The 15,459-nt window shown below is 65.3% G+C and carries 15 protein-coding genes; 12 read left to right on the forward strand and 3 right to left on the reverse strand.

From position 1 onward, the window contains the following. Positions 1-23: 23 nt before the first annotated feature. Positions 24-3,458, forward strand: a complete 3,435-nt coding sequence (pyc, locus tag F3H32_RS11405) for a pyruvate carboxylase (protein WP_149765964.1) — start codon at positions 24-26, stop codon at positions 3,456-3,458. Positions 3,459-3,508: 50 nt separating this feature from the next. Here pyc and F3H32_RS11410 read toward each other — a convergent pair whose 3' ends face one another. The 3 genes from F3H32_RS11410 to F3H32_RS11420 all read right to left on the reverse strand — a co-directional run bounded on the left by F3H32_RS11410 (position 3,509) and on the right by F3H32_RS11420 (position 5,422). After that, on the reverse strand, positions 3,509-4,558 hold the full coding sequence (locus F3H32_RS11410; protein WP_149765965.1) for a YeeE/YedE family protein: 1,050 nt from the start codon (positions 4,556-4,558) through the stop codon (positions 3,509-3,511). Positions 4,559-4,622: 64 nt separating this feature from the next. After that, the gene (locus tag F3H32_RS11415) at positions 4,623-4,955 is read right to left on the reverse strand and encodes an ArsR/SmtB family transcription factor (RefSeq protein WP_223191423.1); all 333 of its coding nucleotides are present in this window, start codon (positions 4,953-4,955) and stop codon (positions 4,623-4,625) included. Positions 4,956-5,059: 104 nt separating this feature from the next. Further along, positions 5,060-5,422 (reverse strand): thioredoxin family protein, encoded by a 363-nt coding sequence (locus tag F3H32_RS11420; RefSeq protein WP_316702257.1) that lies wholly within the window; start codon positions 5,420-5,422, stop codon positions 5,060-5,062. Positions 5,423-5,532: 110 nt separating this feature from the next. Here F3H32_RS11420 and F3H32_RS11425 point away from each other — a divergent pair, with 110 nt between their 5' ends. The 11 genes from F3H32_RS11425 (at position 5,533) to F3H32_RS11475 (ending at position 15,450) form a co-directional block, all read left to right on the forward strand. After that, entirely contained in the window at positions 5,533-6,270 is a 738-nt protein-coding gene (locus tag F3H32_RS11425; RefSeq protein ID WP_149765968.1) for a cytochrome c biogenesis CcdA family protein, read from the forward strand. Positions 6,271-6,283: 13 nt separating this feature from the next. Continuing rightward, positions 6,284-6,844 (forward strand): SoxW family protein, encoded by a 561-nt coding sequence (locus F3H32_RS11430; protein ID WP_149765969.1) that lies wholly within the window; start codon positions 6,284-6,286, stop codon positions 6,842-6,844. Positions 6,845-6,958: 114 nt separating this feature from the next. After that, the gene (soxX, locus tag F3H32_RS11435; protein WP_149765970.1) at positions 6,959-7,432 is read left to right on the forward strand and encodes a sulfur oxidation c-type cytochrome SoxX; all 474 of its coding nucleotides are present in this window, start codon (positions 6,959-6,961) and stop codon (positions 7,430-7,432) included. A gap of 41 nt (positions 7,433-7,473) precedes the next feature. Continuing rightward, positions 7,474-7,896, forward strand: a complete 423-nt coding sequence (gene soxY / locus F3H32_RS11440; RefSeq protein ID WP_149765971.1) for a thiosulfate oxidation carrier protein SoxY — start codon at positions 7,474-7,476, stop codon at positions 7,894-7,896. Between the two features lie 23 nt (positions 7,897-7,919). After that, positions 7,920-8,249 carry a thiosulfate oxidation carrier complex protein SoxZ gene (gene soxZ, locus F3H32_RS11445; protein ID WP_149765972.1) on the forward strand — a complete coding sequence of 110 codons (330 nt, stop codon included), beginning with the start codon at positions 7,920-7,922 and terminating at the stop codon, positions 8,247-8,249. Positions 8,250-8,288: 39 nt separating this feature from the next. Then, positions 8,289-9,161: a sulfur oxidation c-type cytochrome SoxA gene (gene soxA, locus F3H32_RS11450; RefSeq protein ID WP_149765973.1), complete on the forward strand. Its 873-nt coding sequence runs from the start codon at positions 8,289-8,291 to the stop codon at positions 9,159-9,161. Between the two features lie 117 nt (positions 9,162-9,278). After that, positions 9,279-10,973, forward strand: coding sequence for a thiosulfohydrolase SoxB (soxB, locus tag F3H32_RS11455; RefSeq protein WP_149765974.1), 1,695 nt, complete (start codon positions 9,279-9,281; stop codon positions 10,971-10,973). Positions 10,974-10,996: 23 nt separating this feature from the next. Next, a complete protein-coding gene (gene soxC, locus F3H32_RS11460; RefSeq protein ID WP_149765975.1) occupies positions 10,997-12,292 on the forward strand; it encodes a sulfite dehydrogenase in 1,296 nt (431 codons plus the stop codon). Then, the gene (locus F3H32_RS11465) at positions 12,276-13,421 is read left to right on the forward strand and encodes a c-type cytochrome (protein WP_149765976.1); all 1,146 of its coding nucleotides are present in this window, start codon (positions 12,276-12,278) and stop codon (positions 13,419-13,421) included. The genes soxC and F3H32_RS11465 overlap by 17 nt, the downstream gene beginning before the upstream one ends. Before the next feature lie 3 nt (positions 13,422-13,424). Continuing rightward, complete coding sequence (locus tag F3H32_RS11470) at positions 13,425-14,135, forward strand: c-type cytochrome (protein ID WP_115756377.1); 711 nt, start codon at positions 13,425-13,427, stop codon at positions 14,133-14,135. A 52-nt stretch (positions 14,136-14,187) separates the two neighbouring features. Further along, the gene (locus F3H32_RS11475) at positions 14,188-15,450 is read left to right on the forward strand and encodes an NAD(P)/FAD-dependent oxidoreductase (RefSeq protein ID WP_149765977.1); all 1,263 of its coding nucleotides are present in this window, start codon (positions 14,188-14,190) and stop codon (positions 15,448-15,450) included. The last annotated feature ends 9 nt before the right edge of the window (positions 15,451-15,459 follow it).

Raw genomic sequence — 15,459 nt, forward strand, 5'->3', positions numbered from 1 at the left:
GCCGGGCGAACAGGGGGGAACCGATGTTCCAAAAGATTCTCATAGCGAACCGTGGCGAGATTGCGATCCGGGTGATGCGGGCTGCGAACGAGTTGGGCAAGCGCACGGTCGCGGTCTATGCCGAGGAAGACAAGCTGGGCCTGCACCGCTTCAAGGCGGACGAGGCCTACCGGATCGGGGCGGGGCTGGGGCCGGTGGCGGCCTATCTCTCGATCCCCGAGATCATCCGCGTCGCCAAGCAATCGGGCGCCGATGCCATCCATCCGGGCTATGGGCTTTTGTCCGAGAACCCGGATTTCGTCGATGCCTGCCAGGCCGCCGGCATCGCCTTCATCGGCCCCTCGGCCGACACCATGCGGGCGCTTGGCGACAAGGCCTCGGCGCGGCGTGTCGCCATCCAGGCCGGCGTGCCGGTGATCCCGGCGACCGAGGTGCTGGGCGAGGACATGGAGGCGATCAGGCAGGAAGCCGCGCAGATCGGCTATCCCTTGATGCTGAAAGCCAGCTGGGGCGGCGGCGGGCGCGGCATGCGGCCGATCATGGGTCCCGAGGAACTGCCCGAGAAGGTCCGCGAGGGCCGGCGCGAGGCCGAGGCGGCCTTCGGCAATGGCGAAGGCTATCTGGAAAGGATGATCCTGCGCGCCCGCCATGTCGAGGTGCAGCTTCTGGGCGACGGCCATGGCGGGCTTTACCATCTTTATGAACGCGACTGCACCGTGCAGCGCCGCAACCAGAAGGTCGTGGAACGCGCCCCCGCGCCCTATCTGAGCGCCGAACAGCGCGCCGAGGTCTGCGAATTGGCGCTGCGGATCGGCCGCGCGGTGGGCTATCGCAATGCCGGCACCGTCGAATTCCTGATGGATATGGACAGCCAGCAGTTCTACTTCATCGAGGTGAACCCGCGCGTCCAGGTCGAGCATACCGTGACCGAGGAGGTCACCGGCATCGACATCGTCCAGGCCCAGATCATGATCGCCGAGGGCGCGACGCTCGCGCAGGCGACCGGCGTCGCCCGGCAAGAGGACGTGCACCTGAACGGCCATGCCCTGCAATGCCGGGTCACGACCGAGGATCCGCTGAACAGCTTCATCCCCGATTACGGCCGCATCACCGCCTATCGCTCGGCCACCGGCAACGGCATCCGGCTGGACGGCGGCACCGCCTATGCCGGCGGCGTCATCACCCGCTATTATGACAGCCTGCTGGTCAAGGTCACGGCCCATGCCCAGACCCCGGAAAAGGCCATCGCCCGCATGGACCGGGCCTTGCGGGAATTCCGGGTGCGCGGGGTGGCCACGAATATCGAATTCGTCATCAACCTGCTCAAGCACCCGACCTTTCTCGACGACAGCTATACCACCAAGTTCATCGACACCACGCCGGACCTGTTTGCGTTCCGCAAGCGCCGCGACCGGGCGACGAAGCTCTTGGTCTACCTGGCCGACATCACCGTCAACGGCCATCCCGAGACCGCCGGCCGCCCCCTGCCCCCGGCCGAGGCGCGCATCCCCCTGGCCCCCAGGCCCGAGGCCGAGCCGGCACCGGGAACGCGGCAACTCTTGGAGCAACAGGGCGCCAAGGCCGTCGCCGACTGGATGCTGGACCAAAAGCGGCTCCTGATCACCGACACCTCGATGCGCGACGGGCACCAAAGCTTGCTCGCCACGCGCATGCGCTCGATCGACATGATCCGGGTGGCGCCGGCCTATGCCGCCAACCTGCCCGGCCTCTTCTCGGTCGAATGCTGGGGCGGCGCCACCTTCGACGTCGCCTATCGCTTCTTGCAGGAATGCCCCTGGCAGCGGCTGCGCGACATCCGGGCGCGGATGCCCAACCTGATGACGCAGATGCTGCTGCGCGCCAGCAATGGCGTCGGCTACACAAACTATCCCGACAATGTGGTGCAAAGCTTCGTGGCCCAGGCGGCCCGAACCGGCGTCGACGTGTTCCGGGTCTTCGACAGCCTGAACTGGACCCCGAACATGCGCGTCGCCATGGATGCGGTGATCGAGGCCGGCAAGATCTGCGAGGGCACGATCTGCTATACCGGCGACCTGCTGGACCCCGCGCGCGCGAAATACGACCTGCAATATTACCTGAAGATGGCGCGCGAGCTTCGCGATGCCGGTGCGCATGTGCTGGGGCTGAAGGACATGGCGGGGCTTTTGAAGCCCGCCTCGGCCGGCATCCTGGTCCGGGCGCTGAAAGAGGAAATCGGCCTGCCGGTGCATTTCCACACCCATGACACCGGCGGCATTGCCGGCGCCTCGATCCTGGCCGCGGCCGCGGCCGGGGTGGATGCGGTGGACTGCGCCATGGATGCGCTGTCGGGCAATACTTCGCAGCCCTGCCTGGGCTCGGTGGTCGAGGCGCTGCGCCTGACCGAGCGCGACACCGGGCTGGATATCGCCGCCATCCGCCGGATCAGCAATTACTGGGAGGCGGTGCGCGAACATTACGCCGCCTTCGAAAGTGGCCTTCAGGCACCGGCCTCGGAGGTCTGGCTGCACGAGATGCCGGGCGGCCAGTTCACCAATCTCAAGGCCCAGGCGCGCAGCCTGGGACTGGAAGAGCGCTGGCACGAGGTGGCCCAGGCCTATGCCGAGGTGAACCGGATGTTCGGCGACATCGTCAAGGTCACGCCCAGTTCCAAGGTGGTGGGCGACATGGCGCTGATGATGGTGGCGCAGGGGCTTTCGCGCCAGCAGGTCGAGGACCCGGCGGTCGAGGTCTCCTTCCCCGACAGCGTCGTCGACATGATGCGCGGCAACCTGGGCCAGCCGCCCGGAGGCTGGCCCGAGGCCTTGCAGAAGAAGGTGCTGAAGGGCGAGCCTGCCCTGACCACCCGCCCCGGCGCGGCCATGGCGCCGGTGGATATCGAGGCCACCCGCGCCGAACTGGTCGAGCAACTGGAAGGCAAGGCGGTCGATGACGAGGACCTGAACGGCTACCTGATGTATCCCAAGGTGTTTTTGGACTACATGGGCCGGCACCGGCAATACGGCCCGGTCCGGGTGCTGCCGACGCGGGCCTTCTTCTACGGCATGGAGCCGGGCGAGGAGATCGAGGCCGAGATCGACCCCGGCAAGACGCTGGAGATCCGGCTGCTGACCGTGGGCGACACCGACGAGACCGGCGAGGTCAAGGTGTTCTTCGAACTCAACGGCCAGCCGCGGGTGATCCGGGTGCCGAACCGCCTGGTGAAATCGCAATCCGCCGCCCGTCCCAAGGCCGATCCGGCGAACGAGGGCCATATCGGCGCGCCGATGCCCGGCGTCGTCGCCTCGGTCGCGGTCGCCCAGGGGCAAAAGGTCAATCCCGGCGACCTGCTTCTGACCATCGAGGCGATGAAGATGGAAACCGCCATCCACGCCGACAAGGCCGGGGTGGTCAAGGCGCTGCACGTCAGACCGGGAGAGCAGATCGACGCAAAGGACCTGCTCATCGAAATGGAATAGGAAAAAGGGCGCCGAAAGGCGCCCTTCCAGCCGTGGGTCTGGCGGGCGGGCTAATCCACGGCCTTCTGGAAACCGCCGATCAGGTGGCGCAGGCCGAACGCAGCACCGGCAATGATCGCCGCCAGCGTCACCGGGCCGGACCAGGCCATGGCGGCGAAGGCGGTGATCCCCTGGCCGATGGTGCAGCCCATGGCCACCACGCCGCCTGCCCCCATCAGCGCCGCGCCGCCGACCTGGCGGCCGAGTTCGCGCGGATCCTCGCAGGCTTCCCATTTGAACAGGCCGCGGATCATCGAGCCGATCAAGGCCCCGGCCATCACCCCCACCACCGAACCCACCGAAAAGGTGATCCCGCCCGCCGTCGCGGTCATCAGGAAAATCAGCGTCCGGCCGACCGGCGCGGTGAAGGACGGCCCTTCGATCTGGACCGCGCCCAGGCTTTGGTCGTAAAGCCAGCTTGTTCCGAAAAAGCACCAGGTGATCGCCAGCCCGGCCGCAACGCCCCAGGCGATCATGCCCGGCCGGGCGCGCAGCGGCGCATGGCCCAGCCCCCAGGCCAGGGCCGCAAGGCCGACCAGCGCCGCCGTGACCGCAGCCGGCACCCCCAGCAGGCCCAGGTCGTGCAGGATACCTTGCGGCCCGGTGGCCTCGGGCTGGGGAAACAGCAGCACCCGCAGCGGCGCCAGCGGCCCGGAAAGCACGATGAAGCCGACGATGGCCATCACCACCACCACGACCAGCGAGCGCAGATCGCCGCTGCCAAAGCGCACCAGCGCGCCGAAACCGCAATTGCCGGCCATGGCCATGCCATAGCCAAAGACCAGCCCGCCGATGATCGAGGCCAGCGGATTCCACTGGATGGTGTGATGAAAGCTGTTCTCAATCTCGATCCAGCCGGCCATCGCCAGGCCCTGGGTCGTCAGGATCGCCACGCCCAGCACGACGCCCCAAAGCCGCAGCCGGCGGGAATCCTTGCCATAGACCGCCGATTCCAGCGCCCCGAGCGTGCAGAAATCACCCAGCCGGGCGGAAAGCCCCAGCACGATGCCACCCGCCAGGCCGACCAGCGCCGCAAGCACTCCATAGGGCAGTTCGTCCATCACATCTCTCCATTTCCAGCGGAAGCCGTTCCCCATGGCGCGCCGGCATCATCCGTCCGCAGGATCAGCAATCCGTCCCGAACAGCTTTTTCAGAACCGTCAGCAAGTCAACGACCTTGGGATCCAGGATCGAATAAAAGATCGTCTGCCCATCGCGCCGCGCGCTTACCAGCCCTTCGTGGCGCAGCCGGGCAAGCTGCTGGCTGACCACCGCCTGGCGCGAGGACAGCAGGTTTTCCAGCTCCGTCACGCTTTTCGGACCGCTCATCAGATAGCACAGAATCATCAGCCGGCCATCATGCCCCAGCGCCTTGAGAAAGGTCGAGGCCTCGGTCGCGGCCTTTACGAGCGCGTCGAAATCGGTCTGCTGTTCCGGTTCCGGCCGGATGTTCTCCATACCGCCCAAGGCTGATCCCCATTCCTTCCGGTCCCTAAATGCCGGTTACGACGGCGGGCGGCAACCGAATCCAAAGGATGGGGCCAATTTATCGCAGGCGGATGTCAATGCGCCGTTTCGGTCCCGGCAATCAGCCGCGCCAGCAGCGGCCAGAAGAAATCCTCGCCCGGATAGCCTTCCAGGCGCCCCGCCTCGACATTGCCGTCCAGCAGCACGAAGGTCGGGGTGAATGTGACGGGCCGGTCCAGTTCCAGTTCGGGCGGAACCGGATCGCGAAATTGCAGGCGCCGGAGCGGGGCGGCCTTGCCCTCGTCGGTCAGGGGATATTGCGGCGCGATCTCGGCGTCCCAGCGCGCGCAATAAATGCAGCCGGGCTGTTCGAACATCAAAAGCCGCAACTCGGCCGCAGCCGCGCCCCAGCTTCCAGCCAGCAGCACGAGCAGCGCCGCGAACCAGGGGCCGGACAACTGTTTCAGTCGAAAGGATTGACGGCAGAATTTGTACATAGGAATATTCTAATGTAACGCGAACCGCCGGGCAAGCACCGGCAGGCCGGCAGGCAGCAAGGGAGAGGCCGATGCTTGACGTGACCTATGGCGGGGCGGCGCTGGCCGGGCTGCTGTCCTTTCTTTCGCCCTGCATCCTGCCGATGGTGCCCTTTTACCTGTCTTACATGGCCGGTGCATCGGTGCGCGAATTGCGCGACGGCGGCACCATCGCGCCGGGTGCGCGCCAGCGCATGGTGCTGCGCGCCCTGGCCTTTGCGCTAGGCGTGACGACGATCTTCCTGCTGCTGGGGCTGGGCGCCACGGCACTGGGCAAGGCGTTCGCGCAATGGAAGGAAACCCTGTCCTGGGTGGCGGCAGGCGTGCTGATCCTGTTCGGCCTGCATTTCCTGGGGGTGCTGCGCATCGGCCTGTTATACCGCGAGGCGCGGGTCCAGACCGAGGCCAAGCCCTCGACCCTGATCGGCGCCTATGTGATGGGGCTGGCCTTCGGCTTTGGCTGGACGCCTTGCGTGGGCCCGGCGCTGGCCGCTATCCTGATGGTGGCTTCGGGGATGGGGGATCTGTGGCGCGGCGGGCTGCTTTTGGTGGTCTACGGGCTGGCGATGACGCTGCCTTTCGTGCTGGCCGCGTTTTTCGCCGCGCCCTTCCTTGGCTGGGTGGCGCGTCACCGCGCGCTGATGGGCCATGTCGAAAAGGCCATGGGCGTCATGCTGATCCTGTTCGGCATCCTGATCGCCACCAATTCCGTGAACGCCATCGCCGACTGGATGATTCGCAACTTCGACTGGACCTCCACGCTCAAGTGAAAGGAACCCGACCATGAAACCGATCCGCGCCCTGGCCGCCTGTCTGATGCTGGCGGCCACCCCCGCAATGGCGGTCGATCTTGGCGATGACGGGCTGCACAAGCCCACCTGGCTGCGCGAGACCTTCAAGGACCTGCGCGAGGATCTGGCCGACGCCAATGCCGAGGACAAGCGCCTGCTGGTCATCGTCGAGCAGCGCGGCTGCATCTATTGCGCCGAGATGCACGAGAAGATCTTTCCCGATCCCGAAATCGACGCGATGATTCGCGACAACTACTTCGTCGTGCAGATGAACCTGTTCGGCGATGTCGAGGTTACGGATTTCGACGGCACCGTGCTTTCGGAAAAGGACATGGCAGTGCGCTGGGGCGTCATGTTCACGCCCACGATGATCTTCCTTCCCGAAGAGGTGGCACCGGACCAGACCGCCGCGCAGGCCGCGGTGGCGCTGATGCCGGGGGCCTTCGGCAAGGGCACGACCGGCGCCCTGCTGGCCTGGGTCCGCGACCATGGCTATGAAAACGGCGAACATTTCCAGAAATTCCTGGCCCGGCAGCTTCAGCAGAATGACTGATCCCCGGAGCCTGGCCCCGGCCGACACAAAATATTCAAAAATTGCTATATTTATGTTGTCAGGACCGCGGCCCATTCGCTATCATCACCCCAGGGAGAGCACAGGGAGGACAGCATGAGCAGCCATCTATGGCATGCGGCGGTGGTGGCAACGGCCATGGCCACGCCTGCCATCTGTGAAACGGCACCGAAGGACGTGATCTACGCCGAAGGCGCGATCGAGACTTCTTTGACCGGAGTCGCGGGCAACCCCGAGGAAGGGGTCCGCATCATGACAACCAACGCGCTGGGCAATTGCGTGGCTTGCCACCAGATCGCGGCGCTGCCGGATGTCGAATTTCCCGGCAACATCGCCCCGGCGCTGGACGGTGCCGGCGACCGCTGGACCGAGGCGGAGCTGCGCGGCATCGTCTCGAATGCGAAGATGACCTTCGAGGGCACCTTCATGCCGGCCTTTTACAAGGTGGACGGCTTTACGCGACCGGGCGACGGCTTCACCGGCAAGGCCGCGACCGAACCGCTGCTCCCTGTCCTCAATGCCCAGCAGATCGAGGATGTCGTCGCCTTCCTCGTGACGCTCAAAGAGTGACGCCTGACTTCGACAGGCTCCGTAAAACCAAGGAGAGAACGATGATCCTTTCAAGACGCGAGGCGCTCTGGATCGGCTTTGGCGGGATCGCCGCGGCCGTCCTGCCGGGCCATGCTGCGATGGCAGCGACCGTTGACGAACTGACCGCGGCCTTTACCGGCGGCGCAGCCGTGGGCGAGGGCGAGCTGACCCTGACCGCGCCGGAAATCGCCGAGAACGGCAATACCGTTCCGGTCGAGGTCGACGCGCCGGGCGCGGTGGCGATCATGCTGCTGGCCGTGGGCAACCCCGAGCCGGCGGTCGCCACCTTCACCTTTGGCCCCGCCGCCGCCGCGCAGCGCGCCGCCACCCGCATCCGCCTGGCGCAGACGCAGGACGTGGTCGCCCTGGCGAAGATGGCCGACGGCTCGGTCGTCAAGGCGCAAACCACGGTCAAGGTCACCATCGGCGGCTGCGGCGGCTGAGTTCGGCAACAGGAGATTTTACGATGGCAGATGATGCAAAACCGCGCGTGAAAGTGCCGAAATCGGCCAAGGCGGGCGAAACGGTGACGATCAAGGCCTTGATCTCGCACAAGATGGAATCGGGCCAGCGCAAGGATGCCGACGGCAACCTGATCCCGCGTTCGATCATCAACCGCTTCACCTGCGAGTTGAACGGCGCGAATGTGGTGGACGTGGCGATCGACCCCGCGGTCTCGACCAACCCCTATTTCGAGTTCGACGCCAAGATCGACGCGGCCGGGGAATTCAAGTTCACCTGGTATGACGACGACGGCTCTGTCTACGAAGACACCAAGCCGATCGAAGTGTCTTAAGCGCAGCACTACAAGGACCAGATCCAGGGAGGAGACGCCATGCCGCGCTATACCAAGACAAAAGGCATTCTGGCCGCTACGGCCCTTAGCCTCGCCCTTGCGGGCGCGGTCCACGCCGATCCGGCCGAGGACGAACTGGTCATCGAGGGCGAGGACGGCTCGGTCGAGATCGTGACCAAGACCGCGCCGCCCGCCTTTCTGGCTGACACGTTCGACGCGATCTATTCGGGCTGGCTGTTTCGCGACGATACCACGCGCGACCTGGAGCGGGACGATTTCGACAACCCCGCCATGGTCTTCGTGGATCGCGGCATCGACAAATGGAACGCGGCCATGGGCACTGGCGGCGAAAGCTGCGCCAGTTGCCACGAGGGGCCGGAATCCATGGCCGGGCTGCGCGCCGTCCTGCCGCGGGTGGACGAAAACACCGGCAAGTTGATGATCATGGAAGATTACATCAACGCTTGTGTGACCGACCGCATGGGGCTGGAGAAATGGGGCACCACCTCGGCCGACATGAAGGACATGCTGTCGCTGATCTCGCTTCAGTCGCGTGGCCTTGCGATGAACGTCAAGATCGACGGCCCGGCCGCCCATTACTGGGAGCAGGGCAAGGAGATCTATTACACCCGCTTCGGCCAGCTGGAAATGTCCTGCGCGAATTGCCACGAGGACAATACCGGGCTGATGATCCGTTCGGACCACCTGAGCCAGGGCCAGATCAACGGCTTCCCGACCTATCGGCTCAAGGATGCCGGCATGGTCTCGGCACAGCAACGCTTCGTGGGTTGCGTTCGCGACACCCGCGCAGAAACCTTCAAGGCCGGCTCGGACGAGTTCAAGGCGCTTGAACTTTACGTCGCCTCGCGCGGCAACGGCCTTTCGGTCGAAGGCGTGTCGGTTCGGCACTAAAGCCTTAGGGCCGCCGGTCCATCCGGCGGCCAACCCCAACATTTGAAAGGGCAGTCCAGAAGCGCGCCTTGGCGCGACAGGAAAGCTTTGCCCGAAACGCACAGGAGTGACCGAGGAATGATTACCCGACGCGAGTTCTTCCAGACCGCCATGGCCGCTTCGGCATTGGTCGGGGCCTCGGGCTTCGGGACGTGGTCGCGGGTGGCGGCGCAGCAGGCGCTGACGCAGGACCAGTTGCTGCAATTCGACGATTTCGGCAATGTGACGCTGATCCATGTCACCGACATCCACGCCCAGTTGAAGCCGATCTATTTCCGCGAACCCGAGATCAATATCGGCGTGGGCGATGCCAAGGGCCAGGTGCCGCATGTCACCGGCGTCGAGTTCCAGAAGATGTTCGGCATCGCGCCCGGCTCGGCCGACGCCTATGCGCTGAGCTATCCGGATTTCGAGGCGCTGGCCCGCGGCTACGGCAAGATGGGCGGCATGGACCGGGTGGCCACGGTGGTCAAGGCGATCCGCGCCGCGCGGCCCGACTCGATCCTGCTGGACGGCGGCGATACCTGGCACGGCTCGATGACCTCGTTCCTGACCAAGGGCCAGGACATGGTCAATGTGATGAACGCGCTTGGCGTCGATGCCATGACCAGCCATTGGGAATGGACCTATGGCACCGAGCGGGTCAAGGAAATCGTCGAGACGCAGCTGAAATTCCCCTTCCTCGGCGCCAATATCTTCGACGCCGAATGGGACGAACCCGCCTTCGAGCCCTACAAGATCTTCGAACGCGGCGGCCAGCGCATCGGGGTCATCGGCCAGGCATTCCCCTATATGCCCATCGCCAACCCGAAATGGATGTTCCCCGAATACAGCTTTGGCATCCGCGAGGAACGGATGCAGCAGGTCGTGGACGAGCTGCGCGCCGAAGGCGTCGACCTGGTCGTCTGCCTGTCGCATAACGGCTTCGACGTGGACAAGAAGATGGCCGGCCGCGTCAAGGGCATCGACGTCATCCTGTCGGGCCATACCCATGACGCCGTTCCCGAGCCGATCCTGATCGGCGAGACGATCCTGATCGCCACCGGCTCGAACGGGAAATTCGTCAGCCGCGTCGATCTGGACCTGCGCGACGGCAAGATGATGGGCTTCCGCCACAAGCTGATCCCGATCTTCTCGGACGTGATCACGCCCGATGCCGACATGGCCGCGCTGATCGACGCCGAGCGCGCGCCCTTCAAGGCGCAGCTCGAGGAAAAGATCGGCACCACCGAAAGCCTGCTTTACCGGCGCGGCAATTTCAACGGCTCCTGGGACGACCTGATCTGCGACGCCGTGCGCTCCGAACGCGACGCGCAGATCGCGCTGTCGCCCGGCGTGCGCTGGGGCACCACGCTGCTGCCCGGCGATGCGATCACCCGCGAGGACATCCACAACGTGACCTCGATGACCTATGGCGCGGTCTACCGCAATGAAATGACCGGCGAGACGCTGAAGACCGTGCTGGAAGACGTCGCCGACAACATCTTCAACACCGACCCCTATTACCAGCAGGGCGGGGACATGGTGCGCGTGGGCGGGCTTGCCTATGCCATCGACATCTCCAAGCCGATGGGACAGCGGATCGGCGCCATGGCGCTGGTCGATACCGGCGAAACCATCGAGCCTTCCAAATCCTACACAGTCGCCGGCTGGGCTTCGGTCAACGAAGACACCGAAGGCCCGCAAATCTGGGACGTGATCGAGACGCATATCCGCAAGATCGGCACCGTCCGCCTGAAACCCAACACCTCTGTCACCGTGACCGGGGTCTGACAATCACGAAGGAGCGTTCGCCCATGAAAGACGAACTCACCAAGGACGGCAAGGATGCCGTCGGCACATCGCGCCGCGCTTTCCTGCGCGGCGGGGCGGTAGCCGGTGCAACCCTTGTGACAGGCGCTGCCGGACTGGCCCGCGCCGCCGAAGCCCCCGACCCGCTGATCACCGAGATCCAGCCCTGGGCCTCGGAATTCGGCGAGGCGGTCGATGCCCATCCCTATGGCCTGCCGATCCATTTCGAATCGCATGTGAAGCGGCAATATGTCGAATGGCTGACCGAAAGCCCGGTTTCCTCGATCAACTTCACGCCGATCCACGCGCTGGAAGGCACGATCACGCCCCAGGGCTGCGCTTTCGAGCGGCACCATTCCGGCGCCATCGAACTGTCCAAGCAGGACTACCGGCTGATGATCAACGGGCTGGTGGAAAAGCCGCTGGTCTTCACCTTCGAGGACCTGCTGCGCTTTCCCCGCGCCTCGACCACCGCATTCTGCGAATGCGCCGCGAATGGCGGCATGGAATGGGGCGGCGCGCAGCTTGAAGGCTGCCAGTATACCCAGGGCATGATCCACAACATGGAATATGTGGGCGTGCCGCTGTCGGTGCTGCTGGCCGAGGCCGGCGTCAAGCCCGAGGGAAAATGGCTTTACGCCGAGGGGGCCGACGCCTCGTCCAACGGTCGTTCCTTCCCAATGGAAAAGGTGATGGACGACATGATCCTGGCCTTCTTCGCCAATGGCGAGGCGCTGCGCAAGGAACATGGCTATCCCGCCCGCCTGGTCGTTCCGGGCTGGGAAGGAAACATGTGGGTGAAATGGGTCCGCCGCCTGGGGATCTATGACAAGGCGGTGGAAAGCCGCGAGGAAACCTCGAAATACACCGACCTGATGCCGGACGGCCGGGCGCGGAAATGGACCTGGGTGATGGACGCGAAATCGGTCATCACCTCGCCCAGCCCGCAGGTGCCGATCCGCCATGGCAAGGGGCCGCTGGTGATTTCCGGCCTGGCCTGGAGCGGCAATGGCCGCGTCACCCGCGTCGACGTTTCGCTGGACGGCGGCAAGAACTGGAAGACGGCGCGCATCACCGGCGAGGCGCTGCCCAAGGCCCTGACCCGGTTCCACCTGGATATCGACTGGGACGGGTCCGAGATGCTGCTGCAATCGCGCGCCATCGACGAGACCGGCTATGTCCAGCCGACCAAGGATGCGCTGCGCGAGATCCGCGGCCGCAACAACGTCTATCACAACAACGCCATCCAGACCTGGTGGGTCAAGGCCGATGGGGAGGTCGAGAATGTCGAAGTCGCTTAAGCTGTTCTGCGGCTCGGTGCTGGCCGCCTCGGTGCTGGCCGGGCCGGCCATGGCCGAAAAGCTGGGACTGGGCCGCGAGGCCCTGCCCGAGGAAATCAGCGCCTGGGACACCGCGGTGCTGCCCGACGGCCAGGGGCTGCGACCCGGCTCGGGCGACGTGATGACCGGCGACGAAATCTTCGCCGACAACTGCGCCTCGTGCCACGGCGACTTTGCCGAGGGACTGGATAGCTGGCCGGTGCTGGCGGGCGGCGACGGCAGCCTGAACGATCCGCGCCCGGTCAAGACCATCGGCAGCTATTGGCCGCACCTGTCCACGGTCTACGACTATATCCACCGCTCGATGCCCTTTGGTTCGGCCCAGACGCTGTCTGTCGACGACACCTATGCGATCACGGCCTTCCTGCTTTACTCGAACGGGCTGGTCGACGACGATTTCGTCTTGTCGAACGAGAACTTCACCGAAGTCGTGCTGCCCAATGCCGAGGGCTTCTATCCCGACGACCGGGCCGAAAGCGAATACCCGCTGTTCTCGAAAGAGCCCTGCATGACGGATTGCGCGGCCCAGGTCGAAGTCACCAAGCGGGCGGTCGAGCTGAACGTCACCCCCGAGGATGAGGATGGCCGCCCGGCCGGCTCCATGCCCGATATCGGCAGCGGTGCGCAAGAGTCCGCACCGGAAGAAGCCGCGCCGGAAGAGCCCGCCAAAAAGGCCGAAGCCGCGCCCCAGCAAGCGCCGGAAATCTTGATCAAGACTGCCGCCGCGGCACCCGAAAAGCCGGCTGCGGCCGAAAGTGCCGGCGCCGATCCGGCGTTGATCGCGGCGGGCGAAAAGGTGTTCAAGAAATGCGCCGCCTGCCACAAGGTCGGCGACGGGGCCAAGAACGCCACCGGTCCGATGCTGAACGGCGTCGTCGGCCGCCCGGCAGGCCAGGTCGAGGGCTTCAAATATTCCAAGCCGCTGCTGGGCATGGCCTCCGAAGGGCTGGTCTGGGACGATGCCAGCCTGCACACCTATCTGGAAAACCCCAAGAAGATGATCAAGGGCGGCAAGATGTCCTTCGCCGGGCTCAAGAAAGAGGATGATCGCGCGGCGGTCATCGCCTATCTCGCGACCTTCGCCGAGTGAACCATGGCGCGGCGCACTCTCCTTGCCGCGCTGTTTGTGACCGCTGCGGCCGGCCTTGCGCCGGCTGCAGCCAAAGAAATCGGCGATCCGCAGCGCGGCGCCGAACTTTTTGCCGAAGAATGCTCGGCCTGCCATCGCATCGGGCCCGGCGCCGAACATGCCGTCGGACCGCGCCTGAACGGGGTCTTCGGCCGCCGCGCCGGCAGCCTTGCCGGTTTCGACTATTCGCGGGCCATGCTTCGCATGGGCAATGAGGGGCTGGCCTGGACCCTGCCGACGCTGGACGCCTATGTGGCCAATCCCAGGGCGCTGGTTTCGGGAACGCATATGTCCTATGCCGGCCTTGCCGATGCGGCGGCGCGCAGCGATCTGCTGTCCTTTATCCGCGCCTATTCCGACCGCCCGCAGGACATCCCCGAAGCCGAGCCGACGGCGCGCAAGACCCAGCCGGTCCTGACCGAAGCGGTGATGGCGCTGCGCGGCGATTCCGAATTCGGCGAATACCTGTCAGCGGAATGCACCACCTGCCACCAGCGCGACGGTTCGGACCTGGGCATCCCCTCGATCGCGGGCTGGCCGGCCGAGGATTTCGTGGTGGCCATGCATGCCTATCGCCAGAAGCTGCGGCCCCATCCGGTGATGCAGATGATGGCCAGCCGGCTGAACGAGGAAGAGATCGCGGCGCTGGCGGCCTATTTCGCCATGCTCGAATGACGCCAGGCCCGCTGGCCTGCCGCGCCGCAGCAACCCAGAAAGGAACGCCACGATGATCCTGACCCGAAGAGCGCTGATCGCCGGCAGCGCCGCCGCCACGGGCCTGGTTTATGCACCCGCGCTGCTGGGACAGGGCAAGCCAAGGGTGGTGGTCATCGGCGGCGGCGCCGGCGGCGCCACGGTGGCGCGCTATCTTGCCAAGGATGCGGCCGGTGCGCTGGACGTGACCTTGGTCGAGGCCGAACCGGCCTATGCGACCTGCTTCTTTTCGAACCTCTACCTGGGGGGGCTGCGCGATTTCGACAGCCTGGTCCATGGTTATGACCGACTGGCCGCCGGCAATGTGACGGTGATCAACGACCTGGCCACCGCCGTGGACCGCGAGGCGCGCCGCGTCACCCTGGCCGGCGGTCAGGTGCTGGATTACGACCGGCTGGTGCTGTCGCCCGGCATCGACTTTGTCGCGGATTCGGTCCCCGGCTGGTCCTTGGCCGCAGCCGACGCCATGCCGCATGCCTATAAGGGCGGGGCGCAGACCGAACTGCTCAAGCGCATGATCCAGGCGATGCCGCAGGGCGGGGTCTTTGCGATGGTCGCGCCGCCCAACCCCTATCGCTGCCCGCCCGCCCCCTATGAGCGGGTCTGCATGATCGCCCATCTGCTGAACCAGACCAACCCGACGGCCAAGATCATCATCCTGGACCCCAAGGAGAAATTCTCCAAGCAGGCGCTGTTCGAGGAAGGCTGGGGAAAATACTACAACGACATGATCCAATGGATCAATCCCGAGTTCGGCGGCGCCGATGTCGCGGTGCGCCCCGACAGCATGGAGGTGGTGATCGAGGGCGAGGTGCAAAAGGTCGATTGCTGCAACGTCATCCCCGCCCAGGTCGCCGGGGGGATCGCCGCCAAGGCCGGGCTGACCGACGCATCGGGCTGGGCGCCGGTCCATCCCGACAGCATGAAGTCGCGCGTCGACGGCAATATCTGGATCCTGGGCGATTCCAGCGCCCAGGGCGACATGCCGAAATCCGCCTTTTCCGCCAACAGCCAGGCCAAGGTCGCCGCCATGGCCATCCGCGGCGAGCTGATCGGATCGCGGGTTTTTCCGGCGAAATATTCCAATAGCTGCTGGTCGCTGATCGCGCCCGAGGACGGCGTGAAACTGGGCGCCTCTTACGAGCCGAGCGGCGACCGGATCGCCAGCGTGGACAGCTTTATCAGCGATACCGGCGAAGACGCGGCGCTTCGCAAGCTGACCTATGAGGAAAGCTTTGGCTGGTATGCGGGCATCACCGCCGACATCTTCGGTTGAACCGGAAGG

The organism is Paracoccus thiocyanatus (assembly GCF_900156255.1).
GTDB lineage: Bacteria > Pseudomonadota > Alphaproteobacteria > Rhodobacterales > Rhodobacteraceae > Paracoccus > Paracoccus thiocyanatus.